This window comes from Rhizobium etli 8C-3 (genome assembly GCF_001908375.1).
In the GTDB taxonomy this organism is placed as follows: domain Bacteria; phylum Pseudomonadota; class Alphaproteobacteria; order Rhizobiales; family Rhizobiaceae; genus Rhizobium; species Rhizobium etli_B.
In genome coordinates this window covers 1,844,110-1,859,973 of the sequence record NZ_CP017244.1, presented here as the reverse complement: position 1 = coordinate 1,859,973, position 15,864 = coordinate 1,844,110, and the positions used below count along the sequence as shown (strand labels likewise).

12 protein-coding genes and 2 pseudogenes are annotated in these 15,864 nt (G+C 58.9%); 5 read left to right on the top strand and 9 right to left on the bottom strand.

Annotated elements, in window-relative coordinates; translation table 11 throughout:
• Positions 1 to 182: 182 nt before the first annotated feature.
• Both AM571_RS33715 and AM571_RS33710 read right to left on the bottom strand, forming a co-directional pair.
• On the bottom strand, positions 183 to 800 hold the full coding sequence (locus tag AM571_RS33715; protein WP_074065249.1) for a TetR/AcrR family transcriptional regulator: 618 nt from the start codon (positions 798 to 800) through the stop codon (positions 183 to 185).
• A gap of 57 nt (positions 801 to 857) precedes the next feature.
• On the bottom strand, positions 858 to 1,208 hold the full coding sequence (locus AM571_RS33710) for a DoxX family protein (protein ID WP_074065248.1): 351 nt from the start codon (positions 1,206 to 1,208) through the stop codon (positions 858 to 860).
• Positions 1,209 to 1,352: 144 nt separating this feature from the next.
• On the opposite strand from AM571_RS33710, the gene AM571_RS33705 reads away from it, so the two are divergent.
• The 4 genes and pseudogenes from AM571_RS33705 (at position 1,353) to AM571_RS33695 (ending at position 4,074) form a co-directional block, all read left to right on the top strand.
• Complete coding sequence (locus AM571_RS33705; protein ID WP_074065247.1) at positions 1,353 to 2,459, top strand: alcohol dehydrogenase catalytic domain-containing protein; 1,107 nt, start codon at positions 1,353 to 1,355, stop codon at positions 2,457 to 2,459.
• The gene (locus AM571_RS33700) at positions 2,456 to 2,746 is read left to right on the top strand and encodes a DUF3861 domain-containing protein (RefSeq protein ID WP_074065246.1); all 291 of its coding nucleotides are present in this window, start codon (positions 2,456 to 2,458) and stop codon (positions 2,744 to 2,746) included. Before AM571_RS33705 ends, AM571_RS33700 begins: the two co-directional genes overlap by 4 nt.
• A 210-nt stretch (positions 2,747 to 2,956) precedes the next feature.
• Positions 2,957 to 3,144, top strand: a pseudogene (locus tag AM571_RS37900) (acetyl-CoA C-acyltransferase); the annotation flags it as partial.
• 24 nt (positions 3,145 to 3,168) lie between these two features.
• Entirely contained in the window at positions 3,169 to 4,074 is a 906-nt protein-coding gene (locus tag AM571_RS33695; protein WP_074065245.1) for an alpha/beta fold hydrolase, read from the top strand.
• Positions 4,075 to 4,198: 124 nt separating this feature from the next.
• Here AM571_RS33695 and AM571_RS33690 read toward each other — a convergent pair whose 3' ends face one another.
• The 3 genes from AM571_RS33690 to AM571_RS33680 form a co-directional block, all read right to left on the bottom strand.
• Positions 4,199 to 5,533, bottom strand: coding sequence for an HlyD family type I secretion periplasmic adaptor subunit (locus tag AM571_RS33690; protein ID WP_081377270.1), 1,335 nt, complete (start codon positions 5,531 to 5,533; stop codon positions 4,199 to 4,201).
• Positions 5,534 to 5,553: 20 nt separating this feature from the next.
• The gene (locus tag AM571_RS33685) at positions 5,554 to 7,278 is read right to left on the bottom strand and encodes a type I secretion system permease/ATPase (RefSeq protein ID WP_074065738.1); all 1,725 of its coding nucleotides are present in this window, start codon (positions 7,276 to 7,278) and stop codon (positions 5,554 to 5,556) included.
• An 82-nt stretch (positions 7,279 to 7,360) separates the two neighbouring features.
• A complete protein-coding gene (locus AM571_RS33680; RefSeq protein WP_074065244.1) occupies positions 7,361 to 10,894 on the bottom strand; it encodes a DUF5801 repeats-in-toxin domain-containing protein in 3,534 nt (1,177 codons plus the stop codon).
• Positions 10,895 to 11,800: 906 nt separating this feature from the next.
• Here AM571_RS33680 and AM571_RS33675 point away from each other — a divergent pair.
• Entirely contained in the window at positions 11,801 to 12,391 is a 591-nt protein-coding gene (locus tag AM571_RS33675) for a TetR/AcrR family transcriptional regulator (protein WP_074065243.1), read from the top strand.
• 112 nt (positions 12,392 to 12,503) lie between these two features.
• Here the strand turns inward: AM571_RS33675 and AM571_RS33670 are convergent.
• The 4 genes and pseudogenes from AM571_RS33670 to AM571_RS33655 form a co-directional block, all read right to left on the bottom strand.
• Positions 12,504 to 13,597, bottom strand: a pseudogene (locus AM571_RS33670) (alkene reductase).
• Positions 13,598 to 13,691: 94 nt separating this feature from the next.
• Positions 13,692 to 14,474: an SDR family NAD(P)-dependent oxidoreductase gene (locus AM571_RS33665; RefSeq protein ID WP_074065737.1), complete on the bottom strand. Its 783-nt coding sequence runs from the start codon at positions 14,472 to 14,474 to the stop codon at positions 13,692 to 13,694.
• Positions 14,475 to 14,769: 295 nt separating this feature from the next.
• Positions 14,770 to 14,892, bottom strand: coding sequence for a zinc-binding dehydrogenase (locus AM571_RS33660; protein ID WP_237358620.1), 123 nt, complete (start codon positions 14,890 to 14,892; stop codon positions 14,770 to 14,772).
• Positions 14,889 to 15,740, bottom strand: a complete 852-nt coding sequence (locus tag AM571_RS33655; protein WP_074065736.1) for a sugar phosphate isomerase/epimerase family protein — start codon at positions 15,738 to 15,740, stop codon at positions 14,889 to 14,891. The genes AM571_RS33660 and AM571_RS33655 overlap by 4 nt, the downstream gene beginning before the upstream one ends.
• Between the last annotated feature and the right edge of the window lie 124 nt (positions 15,741 to 15,864).

Here is a 15,864-nt window from a genome sequence, read left to right as displayed (position 1 = left end):
TGGATGAACGCTAGACTTCCAAATTTGTGATGTCAAGCTGGTTTTGTGCTGAAAGACCCATCAACTTCAGCGCAGAAGAAAATTCGAACTGGCCCAGACCGCTTGTCAGTCGAGCCTAGAGCGTTCGCGCCGACCGCAAGCGTCGGCGCGCGCTTCTCATGTCGTAATCTGGATGTCGTTGGTTAGGCGCTAGCCGCCCTGGCGGACGTTACCGCTCGTGAAGATCGGTACATTTCCCGCAGCACGACCCGGACCATGTCTCCAGGCGCGCCGTCCTTGAGGAAGCTTGAAATACCGCCGTAGGTGAGTTCGAGAACGATACCGCCAATGTAGAAGGGGCTCGCCGGCGGCTGCAGAACAAGATTCAGCTTGTCGATGAGGATGTTGCCCACGCCTTCCCATTGATCTCGGAATAACTTCACGTGCCGGTCTCCGAGCGTGTGGTCATGCTGGGCCATTCGAAGAAGCTCTATTGCCAGCATGCCCCACCGGCGATCGTCTCCGCGGTCGTTTGCCCATGCTGCCAAGGTATCAATCAGTCCCATGGGGTCATTGCATTTTCCCAGAAGCTCAGTCAGCTGAACGACGTCGCCACCGGCGTTGCCGGCAAGGAGCTGCAGAAAGATATCTTCCTTATTGGCGAAATTCGAGTAGAACGCCCCCTTCGAGTAGCCCGCCTCTTCGGCAATGCGTTCAATCGAAGCCCCGGCATAGCCGTGGCGTGCCATGACTTCATAAGCGGACGCCAATAGCTTTTCCTTCGTGCGAGCCTGACTTTGCTCACGTGTCAGCCGTGCCATTTCAAAATTCCCGTTCGTGCGTATCCAGACACCGAGGCGTACCTCAAAACGCCATGATCATACAAGAGCCGTTAGCAAGCAAAGGAGTGCCCAAAAAATCGGATATTCCGGACCCATCTTCTGCCAACGCCAGTTCAAGCCGTTGATCTTCACAACCGCGTAGGCTGCACCAACCAGCACAAGAGCACCGAAAACGGCTGCAACTCGGGGGTATATTGAGAACACCAGTCCGACAGTTGCGCAAGTCTCCGCAACGAGGGCGAGCCCCACGAACAGCGTCCCGGGCTTGAGGCCTGCCGCCTCGAATGTTCCTCCGGCCTTCTTATAGTGCAGTCCCTTGCCGATAAGGTGGGGAATGAACCAGACGCCGCACAGAATGCGAAGCCAGTCAATCAACACGAAGTCCATTTCTCCTCCCTGACGCCGGCCTCAGCCGCGTTCGCGAGGATAGATCGCAATTTCCCCGCTTGCATTTTCAGATACTAAACGGTATTCACAATCCAGTCAGGATGTCAATATGACGAGATCTTTGGGTTTGGGAGGATAATGCCGATGGAAATGATGCGTGCTGCGCGCCTGCATGCCGTAGGTCAGGCAATGAGGATTGAAGAGGTCGAGCGGCCCAAGGCGACGGGAAGCGACGTCGTCGTTCGCGTGAAGGCCTGTGGAATGGTTCCGAATTTGGCAAATGTCCTGGCCAACTGGGAAACCTGGTATCCGCAGATGCCACTTCCCCCGCGTCCCGCGATTCATGGCCTCGATCCGAGCGGGATCGTCCACGAGGTCGGCCCTCAGGTTGTCAACCTTAAGGCAGGCGACAGGGTGTATGTGAACCCCGGGCGATTCTGCGGCGCGTGCCATCATTGTTCGTCGGGCAATCCCCAAGCGTGCGAACATTGGACCCTCGGCGGTTACTTCGGCTACAATCAAAAGAGCATCGAAATGTTCACCCGCTATCCTTACGGCGGCTTTGGTGAATTCATGCTCGCCCCGCAGGCGCAGGCCATCAAGATCCCAGATAACATGAGTTTCGTCCAAGGCTCCCGCCTGGGCTATCTCGGCACCTCTTATGCCGCCCTTAAGAAATGCGGCCCATTGATGGGCAAGACCCTGATCATCAACGGTGCGACCGGCACGCTTGGACTGGGCGCGACCTTGTTTGCTCTGGCAATGGGCATCGCAAAAATCTATGCCGTCGCAAGGGGCGAGAAGCTGCTTGAGCGGCTGAAGGCGATTGCTCCCGACCGCATTGTCACCTTCTCGAACGTCAATGGATCGTCGGCAAGCTTCGTGAAAGAGCAGACCAATGGAAGCGGCGCCGACCTCATGCTCGATACGCTCGGCGCAAAGGCCCCACTCGAGTCCATGCTGGATGCCATGGGCGGTGTCAAAAGGGGCGGTCGCATCGTCAACATCGGCGGGACGTCGGGAGCTCTGCCTGTCGACGTCAAGTGGTGGATGGACGAGCAGATGGAACTGATTGGTTCCGTCTGGTTCACTGCCGCCGAAGGCATGGAAGTCGCTGCCATGGTCGAGGCTGGTATCATCGACATGTCCGTCATGTCGCCGATGGTGTGGCCGTTGGAGAAGATCAACGATGCGATCTCCGGCGTCGGGAAGGACGAAGGCGGGTTCACATACTACGCCGTCGAACTATGACGAAGGTGCCATCGGCTCACACTTACCGGGTCACGGTCGAGCGGCTGGAGGGCGACGTCCCTTCGGCTGCCGACGAAGCTCTCGTTTTTCAAACCACCAACCACGATGACCTGTTCAAAATCCTGTCGTTGATGCGCGAAAAGCAGTTGCTGCCTGAAGATGAGATTGCAGAATTCACCATCGGACTGAAGCTCTTCGCAGAGGTTCTCATCAGACACCGCTCCGAAATGCCCTTCAAAGAACTGTTTGCGCATTTCAGCAGCTTCATGAAGGCTCTGAAACGTTGAAGCCGCTTCGGTTGTGACTGCGGCGCAGCCCACGTGGAAGCAGGAGAGGTTGGCAGCGCGGGCCTCCTGCAATTGGCGGCAGACTTCCCGTCGAGGTGCCCGCGATCGTCAATTGGTTTGCGGGAAGGGGCGCAGGCGGTCGTGACCGCTGCGCTGGAGATTGTTGCGGGCGATAGCGATGTGGCCCGCCCGCTCTGATGGATGGGATAGCTCGGCTTGCCGGAAGATATCGTCACTGTCGAGAGCGGTGCCATCGCCATGGCTACCCGATCGGCAACCGGGACCATCCTTGTCAGGGGGCTCCTACACACGATGAATGAGGATAGTCTGCGCCGAGAAGTGGCCACGCTATGCATCGGGGAGGCCAGGGCATCGCTCTCGCCCTCGAAACGTTATAGTCATTTCGAATTCGGGAGTCGGCAATGTTTGAGGGTTCAAAGGAAGGACGCATTGGCGTCGGCGAGGTAGAGATTGCTTGTACGTCGGCGGGGGATGGGCCGCCGGTGCTGATGCTGCACGGATTTCCGCAGACAAAGGCGCTTTGGGCAAGAATCGCGCCGGGATTGGTCGCGCGCGGTTACCGGGTGATCTGCGCCGACCTGCGTGGCTACGGCGCCTCGAGCAAACCGCCGGCCCGACCTGATTTGGAAAACTACAGTTTCCGGACGATGGCGGCGGATCAAGTTGGTTTGATGAGGGTGCTCGGGTACGAGCGATTCCATCTCGTGGGTCACGACCGTGGCGCACGGGTGGCACACCGGCTGGCGCTGGATCATCCAGGTGCTGTCGCCAGTGTCACGCTGATGGACATCGTGCCGACGACCGTGCTGCTCAACGACCTCCGCAAGGAGGTCGCTCAAAGCTACTGGCACTGGTTCTTTCTCGCTCAACCATCGCCCTTCCCGGAACTGATGATTGCAGCCAACCCCGATCTGTTCTACGAGACCTGCCTCTATGGATGGGGTGCAGCGGGTCCGGCGGATTTCGATGTGGAACAGCTCGCCGCCTATCGGGCCTCATGGCATGACGCCGAGGCGATTGCTGGCGGCTGCAACGATTATCGCGCGGCACTAGGCGTCGATCTCGCCGACGATCTGGCGGATCAGGGGCGACGCATTTCTGCTCCCGCACTCATCCTCTACGGCGCATCTGGCGCAATGGCGAAACTCTACGATCTGCCTGCCGCGTGGGTGGATCGCTGCTCGATCATGGAAGCCAGGGCCATCTCAGGCGGGCATTTTTTCCCCGATTCCGCGCCGAATGAGGTCATCGAACAGGTGGCTGCATTTCTAAAACGTCATCCCCTGGAAAGCATTACAGCGAACTGATCGTTTGAGTCCGGGAATGCCTCCTAAGCAGTGGGGTCCCACTCGCTGCGGCGCCGGATGCGAGGGATCTCAACTCGGTGAGTTTCGCTGTTATAGCAAAGAATTGTCATCGGGTGGCCTGCAACTATTTTTCGCGCATCGCTCGGCGGAGATTCTGTGTGATAGGTTCAGCCAGATAAGAAAGCACGGTGCGAGCACCCGTCCGAATCATCGCCTCGGCCGACATGCCGGGCAGCAGCTTACGGCCCTCCAGCTTGGCCAGTTCGCTCTTATCGATCAATACGGTCGCGGCGAAATAGGGTGCCCCGGTGCGCTCCTCCACCATCCGGTCAGCCGACACGATCTCGACGACGCCGTCGAGTGGAGGAAGATTGTAGCGGGCAAAGGCCGGAAAACTGACGCGTGCGCGCTGTCCAGGGGCGATCGTCTCGACGTCCTCTGGCCTGACCATTGCCTCGACCACGAGTTGCTGTCCGAGGGGCACGACTGTCATCAGTGTATCTCCGGGTTTCACGACACCGCCGGTCGTGTGGACCTTCAGGTCCATGACGATGCTGTCGACTGGTGCAACGACGTTGGTACGGGCAAGCACGTCCTTGGCGGCACGCTCTTCCTGTGTGAGGTCAAACAACTCCGCCTCGACCTTGCTCAACTCCCCGACCGCCTCGTTCAACCGCACTGTGTTGAGGTTCAGGATTTGCATGTCAATCTCGGCCATGGCGCTTCTGGCACGAGCGATCGCCGCGACGTTGGTCGCGCGCTCCCCCTCGATCTCGCGCTGTTGCCGCCTGAGCATCAGGTTCCGCTCGCGGGTGACCAGCCCGCGCTTGAGGAGACTTTCAAGGTCTTTGGTTTCACTTTCGATCGCCTCGATCTGCTTGTCTTCGGTGATGATAAGCTCCTTCAGTCCCGTTATCTCTTCCTCGGTCTGGCGACGGCGCTGGCTGAGGATTTCCTGCTCGTCCTTTAAATTGTGGTGCTTTGCTGCGAACACGTCACGCTGTGAGGCCACCGCGTCCCTTGCGGCTTTCGCGGCGTTTGCGAGCAGCCCCGGATCAAATTCGATCTCGAACTTGCCATCCCGCTCAGCCCTCAGACGAGCGGCCAGCGCCTCACGCGTTGCTATCCGATTGTGGATCAGGTCAAGCTTCGCCGTTGCCTGTGTGTTGTCGAGCCGGACGAGGATTTCACCGGCCCTGACGATATCACCGTTGGCGGCGTTCAACTCTGCTATGATGCCGCCCTCGAGGTGCTGGATGAGCTTGCGGTCGCCGGCAACCTTGATGACGCCCGGTGCCACTGCGGCGCTTTCCAACGGGGCAATCATCGTCCAACCCCCCGCCATGCCGAAAAACAGGAACATGATCGCGAAGCCTGTGAGCGTCACACCTGTGAGACGCAGGGGAACTGGGGCGGCAGGTGGCGAAACGGGAAACGGAACGACCTTCATATCCTTCATGGCTGTTTCCGTTTCCTTGCTTAGTTCGCCACTATCGTTGGCATCTGAGTTACCTTGCGGATGCGCGAGGCGAGTTCGTTGAAGACATAGTCGCGTGGACCGAAGAGGTCTTGCTGGCCCCGGTTGAGGACGAGTATCTTGTCAACTGTCTCCATGATGTTCGGTCGGTGCGCGACCAGGATAACGGTCGTGCCAGCCGCCTTGACTGCGTTAAGAGCTGCGATCAATGCGTCCTCACCTTCGCGGTCGAGGTTAGAATTGGGCTCGTCGAGGATAATGAGTGCCGGGTCGCCGTAGAGTGCTCGCGCGAGCCCAATGCGCTGGCGCTGTCCTCCTGACAGCACCGCGCCGGATTCGCCGATCTCGGTGAGGTAGCCCTTCGGCAGTCCTTTGATGAGGTCATGAACTCCCGCCAGCTGCGCAGCCTTGACAACCTTGTCGAAGATCACTGGGCTGAGCTTGGCGAAGCGGCAGATGTTTTCGGCAACGGTGCCGGCGAAGAGCTCGATATCCTGCGGCAAGTAACCGACATAATGACCCCGGTCCTCCGCCGCCCATTGGGCAACGTCCATGCCGTCCAGCAAGGCACGTCCTGCGGATGGACGCCAGGCACCGGCCAATATTCTCACCAGACTCGTCTTGCCAGCCGCGCTCTGGCCGATCAACGCCATTGCTTCACCCGGCTCGAGTCGAAAGCTGATCCCTTTCAGGATGTGCTCGCCTCCCTGCCGGGCAAGCACAATGTTGTCGGCCTCGAACTTGCCTTTCGGTCGCGGTAGTGGCAGAACCGGCGTGGCCTCCGGGTGATTGCCGGCAACTGCGGTGAGACGCCGGTAGGCTGCACGCGCTCCCACCGTGGCCTTCCATGTGCCGATCGCCTGCTCGACCGGGGACAAAGCGCGACCCATCAGGATTGAGGCGGAGATCATGACTCCTGGTGAAGCCTCGTTGCGAAGTACGAGATAAGCCCCAAGGCCCAGAATGCCCATTTGCAGGGCCAGCCGGTGACAACGTGCGATCGCCGCGATGACGCCGCCACGGTTGGCAGCAAGCACTTGGCCTCTGTTGGCCTCGTCCTGATGCGCCTTCCAACCCTCCAGCAGTGGCTTCAACATCCCCATCGCCTGGATGACCTCGGCGTTGCGGATCGCCGCCTCGGCCTGGCCGTATGCCCGCGATTGTGCGCTTGCAGTCTCGGTCAAAGGCTTGCGTGTGAGCCATTCGTTCAGCAACGCCAACGCAAACAGGACGATCCCGCCGCCCAGCGCCAACCAACCCAGCCAAGGGTGCATGAAAAAAATAGCCGCGAAAAACAGCGGCGCCCAAGGCGCGTCAAGGATCGGGAAGATGCTGGGACTGGTGAAGAAATTCCGTACTTGATCAAGGTCGCGCAGCGGACGGGCGTTGACCTGGCCAGGCGCTGAAGCGGCATATTCTACCGATGCGGTCAGGAGAACGGGTGCCAGCCGCGCGTTCATCCAGGATCCGACGGTTGCCAGAAGACGCCCGCGCACCACCTCCAGACCCGCCATTGTCGCAAGCGCCCCTGCCGCCATCACAGAAAGCATCACCAATGTTTCCACGCTGTGGCTGGACAACACGCGGTGATAGACCTGGAGCATATAAAGCGCACCGGTCAGCATCAGCACGTTGATGCCGCCGCTGAACCAGATAAGTGGCCGGATGGCGCGTCTGGCCTCCTTCATCACGACCTGAAGAGCAGGGGCCCGTTCGTTGGCTTTCATCATTTAATCTCTGGTCCCAAGATGGTACCTCGTGCAATGGCAGAACGGGGGGCTGCGCCAGCTGCCCCCCGTTGGTCAAGTGTCAGGCGACGTCAACGAGTATGTGCTGCATCGCTGTCTGATCCGCGTCCGCGTCCTCCACCTGGAAGGCGAAGTCGAGCTCGGCTTCCGGAGTCTCGGTCACGGTCGAGGTGAAGCCGATGTCCGTGATCTTCAGCACGTCGTTGTCGGCGGCGTCGAAGTTCACCAGACCGGTGGTCGCATTGCTGCCGCCGCCAGCGCCGGTCGTCCTGTTCAGGTCGATCGCAGTGTTGTTGCCGGTGATCCCGTTGCCCGACTGCATGATCTGCGCACCCTGCAACACGTAGTCTTCGCCGGCTGCGTTGTAGTCGTTCTGCTCGATGATCACGAGGCCGTCGTTGTTGTCGAGCGTAAACTCGCCGCTATAGGCGGCCGGGACCTGACCCGTCTTGAAGATGTCGGCGTTTGACACGTAGACAGCCCGCGTGATCGTGGAGTTGTCGTCTCCGGTGCCGAGGGTGTTGTCGGCACCGTCCTTGTCGATCAGGTTAAGGATCAGCATCAGGTCCTCGCTGTTGCCGATGCCGTCGAACTTGATGGCCATGGTGCCGGCGGTCGCCGTCGGGGTGAGAGCCTCGTTCTGAATTCCGACGTTGCTGTTGAAGAACCGCAACGTGAGCAGTTCATCTTTCTGGATCGTGTCACCGGCGACACCGTTGGTGTTCTGCGTCGCAGACACCCATGTTTCATTGTTGTTACTCACCATCTCGTGAAGACCCACGGTGAACGTGGCGTCAGTGGATGTCCCCTCGCCATTGTTCGTCAGGCGGAACGGGTTGGCTCTGTTGATCGCGTTGCCCGTGAACTGCACGTAGAAGTCTTCGTCATCGGGCGTGTCCGGATCATCCGCCTGCAGCCGTTCCACCACGATCTGCGGGTGACCCGTGTTGCTCATGGGCTCCTTGGACAAGAGCTCACTGGTGTGGAGCACGTCGACGCTGAAGCCTTCGAGCGGGTCGGTCAGGTTGATGGTATAAGTGTCGGCAACCTTGTCGAAGACGAGCGTGCCGACCGCCGTGCCCGTCTGGACGCCATCCGCGGGGTCCTTGTCGTAGGTGAAGGTGAAGTTGAACGTCGCGGAGGTGAGACTCTCCGACGCGAGCGTCACGTCCGAGGTGAGGAGATTACCGCCACCGCCGCCGGTAATGGTGCCGCTCAGTCCAATCTGTACGCCGGCAAGTGCAACATTCTGGTCGACAAAGTCAGAACCGCCGCCCGCGTAGAACGCGGCCGTGCGTGCATCCGCGCCGATGTTGTACCCGAAGGCTCCGGTGGCCGACGCGTTGAGCACGTTAGCCAGAGTCTCGTGCTGGATACCTGCGGTACCGGGGTCACCGTCAAACGGCACCACGATCGTCGGCGCGTCATCCTCGAAGTTGAGGCTCTGGCCGATGTCGTGCGTGGCCGAGGCTTCATCCCCGTCACCGTCGGTGATGGTCGCCGTCAGAGTAACGAGGTTGGCAGCAGCCAGCGTAGTCGACTGGTCCGGGCCGCTGTCGGGCGTATGCACGACCGCACGCGCTTGATCGAGTGTCACATTACCGTCAGCATCCACGCTGACCGTGAACACCAGATCATTGCCGATTGCAGTGCGGCCCTCGACTATGCCGGCGTTGACCGACAGGTTGACCGCCTGACCGCTCAACGTATCAACCAGACCCGACGCACCCGCGATCACGCCCAGCTCATAGGTGATATCATCACCGTCTGCACCGGCATTCGAGGTGAAGGACGCCGAGAAACTCGCGCTGGCGTCGGTCGTGAAGTCGGTCTCGTCCACCGTGAGTTCCGGCAGGACACCGTCTGCCGTGATCGTCGGCGCGTCGTCCTCGAAGTTGAGACTCTGGCCGATGTCGTGCGTGGCCGAAGCTTCATCCCCGTCACCGTCGATGATGGTCGCCGTCAGAGTAACGAGGTTGGCAGCGGCCAGCGTAGTCGACTGGTCCGGGCCGCTGTCGGGCGTATGCACGACCGCACGCGCTTGATCGAGTGTCACATTACCGTCAGCATCCACGCTGACCGTGAACACCAGATCATTGCCGATTGCAGTGCGGCCCTCGACTATGCCGGCGTTGACCGACAGGTTGACCGCCTGGCCGCTCAACGTATCAACCAGACCCGACGCACCCGCGATCACGCCCAGCTCATAGGTGATATCATCACCGTCTGCACCGGCATTCGAGGTGAAGGACGCCGAGAAATCCGCGCTGGCGTCGGTCGTGAAGTCGGTCTCGTCCACCGAGAGTTCCGGCAGGACACCGTCTGCCGCGATCGTCGGGCCGTCATCGTCGAAGTTGATGAATGAGCCGACTTCCTCGCTGTAGGCGTTGGTGTTCGTCGCCGAGAAATGGAACTCGGTGATGTCGAGGCCCTCATTCGTGTCGACCCCCGCAACCTGCAGCCGATCCATTGGGCTGCTGGTGGTGATATCGACGGTTGTGACGTTATCGAGCCCGGTGATGGTGACGACGTTGCCGCTCCCGCTCAGTCCGGTGACGGTGACGCTTCCGCCTGCCGTGATATAGGTGCCATCGGTGGTGATGGTGGCAGCAAACCCTGATTGACCAGTCAACTTGAGGCTAACGATGTCAACGGGGCTTGTGGTGGTGCCGTCAAAGAACTCCGAGCCTTGATCGTTGCCCGTATTGTTAAAGGCGCTGATACTGATGTCCACTCGTGCTTCCGGATTGGAAGGCGTGATCTGGTTGATCGTGAACCCGGCTTGCGTGATGGTCTCGAGATGGCTGCCGTACTGGATTTGCGAGGCAGAACCTGCGGCGAGGTTGCCGCCGGTCACAAAATCGACCTGCAGCGTTTCGGTCGGATTGATGCTCTGGTTGTCGACCCCGAAGCCCTGTGTACTGACGTTGGCGGTGCCACCGTTCAAACCTATCACCAGAAGCTGCTTGGAAGCGTCATTGGACGAATTGATCAGGTAGAAATCGTTATTGCCGGGCGCGGCGTTCTGGCCTGAGAAATTGTTCACGCTGGTGCCCGTGACCGAGGCGAAGACCTTGCTGGTCAGATCGATGCGGTCGTCCGCGCTGGTGGCGTCGGGATGGAGCAACGGGACGTATTGGACCGTGTAGAGGTCCGCATTGGTGTTGCTGGTGTTGATCAGCGCAAACGAGAAGGCGAGCGGCCCGGCCTCATCGGGCTCGAGGTTCGGATCAGCAGTACCGATGACGCCGATCACGATGTTTGGATGAGTTGGGTCCTGGAACAGCCAGACCCAGTTGCCATCGACCGTCTGAATGCCGCTGTTCACGCCGACGGTAGGGGAAAACGGGGTACCATTGAGGTTCTGGGAGAGAACGACCGAGGTGATGGTTTCCCCTGCACTCGCCGAGGCCACCACGAAGTTGGTCTGGAAGGCGACTTCCGGTGAGGTTAGCCCGCCGGAATCGTCAAGACCCAACAGATATTGCAGTGTGGTGTTGCTAGCGTGCGGCGAACCGGACGGGTCAATATCGTCGTCGGTAAGACCGGTAGTCTCGTCGATGATGATGTCTTGGGTCGTGATGTCGAGTGCCATGGAGATTCTCCCTCGGTTTAAATCGCGACAAGGGGAGGAATCCAGGCGCCAGATGCCAAGCAGCGCCCGCCCGGGTCTACCCTTGCGCATTGAACTTGCGGCTCTCGATAGACGACGATCGTCTTTGCCGATTGGGACCGCTGGTTCATTCTCAGTTAGAAGGTAATTGGTGAATGGCCGTACCTAGGGGTTGCCACAATAACAACGTCGAAGGTCAATTCCTCAGGTGCAAGAGGAAGTTGGAAAATGCAAAAGCAATCCATGAAGATATGGCCAGACCTCTCGCCCATGCGCGATTTTATTTCGCCTACACTTTCTTTATAGTACGAACACATCTGCAATGCACGTAGCCACTTAGAGCTACAAAGTGGAGTGATAGTAATCACATCGCGAGAGTTTGGCTTCATTTTAGAAGGAAAACGCATCCGTTCTGATTTTCGGTAGTTAAAGTAAGAAGAGGTCTTCCGGTTACTATAGAATGAGGTGTTGCCTGGCAGATTATTTTTGAGAATGCCGACGTTCGGTCGATGTCTGGCCACTTAGATCTGAGTGTCTCGGAGGCAGGTTCTCTGCGCGAAGATGCGATGGCGGCGCATCAGAAACCCGGTGGCGGATCCTCAATTGAAGTGGAAACGGCTCAGCGCCAATGGCAACTCTAGTGCCAAACGTGTTGATTCATTGAGCTAGGTTTATCACGTTCCACGAAAGGGACACTTGGTTCCTGGAAAGCGCGGCGGCGTTCATTTTAGCGCTGGCGGCGCGATCTCAACGCACTTCGATCTTGATTGCATCGGTTCGCAAAAACATCTCTGCAATGTGCTTGCCCCGGTTGGTTTGACTCACTAAAACGACTATATTTGATGATGGTCAACATCATTTGATTGCACCGCTGCCAGGAGCGCTCGCATGCGAATAACGGAAGAGAAGAAGCAGCAAAACCGAGAGGCCATTATCGCCGCTGCTTCTGAATTGTTTCGACAAGGCGGATTCGACGGAATAGGTGTGGCGCAGCTGATGGAAAGAGCAGGGCTCACCCATGGCGGCTTTTACAATCATTTCCCCTCGAAAGAGAACCTGATCGTCGAGGCCACAGCCCATGGGTTCGACACCATCGTAAGCCGGTATGTTGGCTTTAACGCGTCCACGATCCTTAATGTATATCTATCAAGGGAACACAGGGACAATCGCGGCGCCGGCTGTCTGATCGCCGCGCTGAGCGGAGACGCTGCACGCCAAACAGATGAAACAAGGGCGCCATTTGCTGAAGGTATCGAGAAGTTCATCAGGCTTCTCGAAAAGGATATTGCCTTCAAGCAGAATGATGGCCCTGGCGCCCGGGCCAAGGCTATCAGCGCACTTGCCCAAGCCCTCGGAGCGCTGGTGATGTCCCGAGCATGCCCCGATGGGGCACCATTGGCCGACGAAATACTTGAAGTCGCCCGAGACGCTTGCCGCTTGGCGATTGATCAAGTTGGTCCGGAGCGATCAACGCAATAAGTGGACCGCCTGGTTTAGCCGCTGCAATACTTGTCCGAACGACATTTGGGGACGCGGGCAACGACCCTTGCATCGTGAAGGGCCACGCGCATGGGCGTGGCCGCCATGACAGTCAGGCCCGAAGTTTGTCTGCAACGGTTGGGTAGTCGGTGTAGCCGGCGGCTCCCCCGCCATACAGTGTGGCGGGATTGAAATTTGCCAAAGGGACACCCTTCCTGAGGCGGTCGACGAGATCAGGATTGGCGATGAAGGGCCTCCCGAAGGCGATCAGATCCGCTTTGCCTTCATCAAGATGGCTTGTTGCGAGTTCCAGATCATAACCATTGTTGGCAATGTAGCTGTTGGTGAACCGCCGCCGAAGTTCCATGAAGTCGAATGGCGCCACGTCGCGCGCTCCGCCGGTCGCCCCTTCAACGACGTGCAGATAGGCGAGATTGAGTTCATTCAGCTTATCGACGATGTAGTAGAATTGTCCCTGCGGATCACTGCTGGAAACGCCGTTCGCCGGCGAGACTGGCGAAATCCGGATCCCGGTGCGCTGTGCGCCGATCTCGTTGACGACGTTTGCCGTGACCTCCAGCATCAGTCTCGCACGGTTTTCGATGGTTCCTCCGTATTCATCGGTGCGCAGATTTGCGCCGTCCTTCGCAAACTGGTCCAGAAGATAACCGTTTGCTCCATGGACTTCGACACCGTCGAAGCCGGCAGAGATCGCGTTCACTGCGGCACGACGAAAATCATCGACGATATCCCTTATCTCATCCAGCCGAAGCGCGCGCGGCTCCGACACGTCGACAAAGCTGTTGTTCACGAAGGTTTTCGTCTCGGCACGGATTGCCGAAGGGGCCACCGGCGCTTGGCCGCCGGCTGCAGGTCGGTATGCGATATGCGTCCCACGTGCCACAGCTGCAGGAAGATATGTCCTCCCCTGGCGTGGACGGCATCGGTCACCTTCCGCCAGCCTTCGATTTGCGCCTCGGTGTAGATGCCTGGTGTGTCCTGGTAACCCTGGCCCTGTTTGGAAATCTGGGTCGCTTCGGAAATGATCAGCCCTGCCGAGGCACGCTGCGCGTAATACTCCGCAGCAAGTTCGCCAGGGGCAAGACCCGGGCCGGCCCTGTTGCGCGTGAGTGGGGCCATTACGATCCGGTTGCTCAGCTTCAGCGCGCCAAGATCATAGGGTTCGAGCAAGGTTGGAACAGTCATGATGGACCTTCTGGATTGAGTCATTAGAGAGGTCGGGCAGCGATCGTCAAACCACCATCGTCCGATACGGGCGATCGTTGCGGGTCGAAGCCTTTTACTGGCGATAGCGCTTGGCGGCATGTTCTTGCCGGGTGTTGGGAAGAATGGCCAGGCGAGCTGCCTGATAACCGTCCCACTGCGTAACATCGGGAAGCGGCGGAATGGTAACGGGTTCGCGCCGATCAAAGCCGACCAAGGCGGCGTCGACGAGTTCTTCGACTTCCATCACGCTAGTGAGCGAATTGACGTCGATGCCGGAATGCTCCCAGATTTCAGTGCGGGTGGCTGCGGGAAGAACCGCCTGGACGTAAACGCCCTTTGGAGCGAGCTCCAAGCTCAGCCCCTGCGAAAGAAACGTCACAAACGCCTTGGTTGCGCCATACACAGTCATGCCAAACTCCGGCGCGATGCCAACGACCGAAGAGATGTTGACGATCGAGCCTTCACCGGCCTTTGCAAGCCGCGGCGCGATGGCACTCGCAAGTCTTGCGACAGCTGTTGCATTCAAGGCGACAAGCTGAGCGACGTCGTGAGTTTTCTGATCAACGAAGCTTCCCGGAAGATTGCCGCCGGCATTGTTGATCAGGACGCCGATCGAGTGATGATCGCGCAGTAGCGCTTCGACCGAAGCAAGATCGTCGAGATCGGTCAGGTCCGCTTGCAAAACCTCGACCGCGACGCCGGTGTCATTGCGAAGTGTTGCCGCAACGGCGTCCAGCCGCAACTTGTTGCGAGCGACCAAGACGAGGTCATGACCGCGATGCGCGAAACGATGAGCATAAGTCGCGCCGATGCCCGTCGATGCGCCAGTAATTAGAACCTTAGGAAGTTTACTCATGGAATATCTTTCTCGTGTCGGCAAATGATCAATGATGATGGTCGTCATCATTGATACAGTGGGTCCGCGTCAGATGTCAACCAAGCGCATTCCGATTTGGCGTTATGCACGCACCTGCCGCACTTTTGGGTGTGTCTGCCGATTAGGCAGTGAGGCATTACCGCTTCAATAGTCTCGAAAGGAAGAGGCGTTCTGTCACACGCGTCTGCGAGCGACAGGGTCAGGTTGCGCGTAGTTTGCGCATCGACTTCGCAAAGCTATTTTACCTTGATCACGACCTTGCCCTTTGGCGCGATCACTTTAGGTGCGGCGTCTGTTCGAAGGGATAGACGGTGTCGATGACCGGGCGGACCGCGCCTGCATCAACCAGATCGGCGAGCTTGGCAAGCTGCTCACCGCTGGGCCGCACTTCATTCATGCTGCCGCGTGCCATCCATCGCGAATATGGCGGTAACCTTCGCGATAGACCGCTTCCGGCGTCTCGCAAAAGTCGCGCCAGACCTTTGTCGCGGCGGCAAGGTCCTTGAGTGCGCGGCCGAAGGACTCGATCGTCAGCCAGCCGTCGTAGCCGCTTGCGCGCAGCGCCCTGAACGTCTCGGCCCAGGGAATGTTGCCGCGCCCTGGTACGCCGCGGTCGTTCTCCGAAATGTGGACATGCACGATGCGGTCACTGTTTCGCGTGAAGGCGCCGATCGGATCGGCCTCCTCGATATTGCTGTGGAACGTGTCGTACATGGCGCGGATGTTCGGATGCCCGACCGCATCGACATGGGCGGCGATGGCGTCCATCGTATTGAACAGATAACATTCGAAGCGGTTCAGCGCCTCGAGCCCGATCGTGACGCCGCGCTTTGCTGCATGGTCGCCAATCGCGCGTTGCGAATAGATCGAGCGCTTGAGTTCTGCCGCGCTCGGCCCGCTTCCGGAAAATTGGCCAAGTGTCGAATGCAGCGGCCCGCCCAGAATCGTTGCGCCGAGCGCATCGCTGCAGTCGATTGCCCATTTCATGTAGTCGATGCCGCGTTTGCGGATCTTGGCATCGGGCGCGATCAGGTTCATCGAGGGATCGCCCATGGCGGAAACGGCAGTCCGTTCCAGGCCTATCCGGTCGAGCAGGCCCCCCAGCCGACGGTAGTCGTCGGGCGTCCCCGAAAATATCGGAATCTCGACGCCATCAAATCCGGTGTCCTTGATGTCGCGCAACAGTGCCTCATGCTTGCGCCCGACACTCGTCGTCCACAGGAACATGCACATGCCGATCTTCATGTCTCCTCCCTCCGGGCTCTTTGGCCCCTGCGCCTGGTTCGACACTGTTTGTCTCCGGCATCTGGTCATACCAAAATCGGAAATCCGGTCAAGCCAATTCTCAGCGACAATCGCTTGCAGGATT

Excerpts from the sequence above, each read along its gene's own strand:
- AM571_RS33705 (WP_074065247.1), top strand. The coding sequence starts at position 1,353 with ATGGAAATGATGCGTGCTGCGCGCCTGCATGCCGTAGGTCAGGCAATG.
- AM571_RS33695 (WP_074065245.1), top strand. The coding sequence starts at position 3,169 with ATGTTTGAGGGTTCAAAGGAAGGACGCATTGGCGTCGGCGAGGTAGAG.
- AM571_RS33710 (WP_074065248.1), bottom strand. The coding sequence starts at position 1,208 with ATGGACTTCGTGTTGATTGACTGGCTTCGCATTCTGTGCGGCGTCTGG.
- AM571_RS33700 (WP_074065246.1), top strand. The coding sequence starts at position 2,456 with ATGACGAAGGTGCCATCGGCTCACACTTACCGGGTCACGGTCGAGCGG.
- AM571_RS33690 (WP_081377270.1), bottom strand. The coding sequence starts at position 5,533 with ATGAAGGATATGAAGGTCGTTCCGTTTCCCGTTTCGCCACCTGCCGCC.
- AM571_RS33675 (WP_074065243.1), top strand. The coding sequence starts at position 11,801 with ATGCGAATAACGGAAGAGAAGAAGCAGCAAAACCGAGAGGCCATTATC.
- AM571_RS33680 (WP_074065244.1), bottom strand. The coding sequence starts at position 10,894 with ATGGCACTCGACATCACGACCCAAGACATCATCATCGACGAGACTACC.
- AM571_RS33715 (WP_074065249.1), bottom strand. The coding sequence starts at position 800 with ATGGCACGGCTGACACGTGAGCAAAGTCAGGCTCGCACGAAGGAAAAG.
- AM571_RS33660 (WP_237358620.1), bottom strand. The coding sequence starts at position 14,892 with ATGAATGAAGTGCGGCCCAGCGGTGAGCAGCTTGCCAAGCTCGCCGAT.
- AM571_RS33655 (WP_074065736.1), bottom strand. The coding sequence starts at position 15,740 with ATGAAGATCGGCATGTGCATGTTCCTGTGGACGACGAGTGTCGGGCGC.
- AM571_RS33685 (WP_074065738.1), bottom strand. The coding sequence starts at position 7,278 with ATGAAAGCCAACGAACGGGCCCCTGCTCTTCAGGTCGTGATGAAGGAG.
- AM571_RS33665 (WP_074065737.1), bottom strand. The coding sequence starts at position 14,474 with ATGAGTAAACTTCCTAAGGTTCTAATTACTGGCGCATCGACGGGCATC.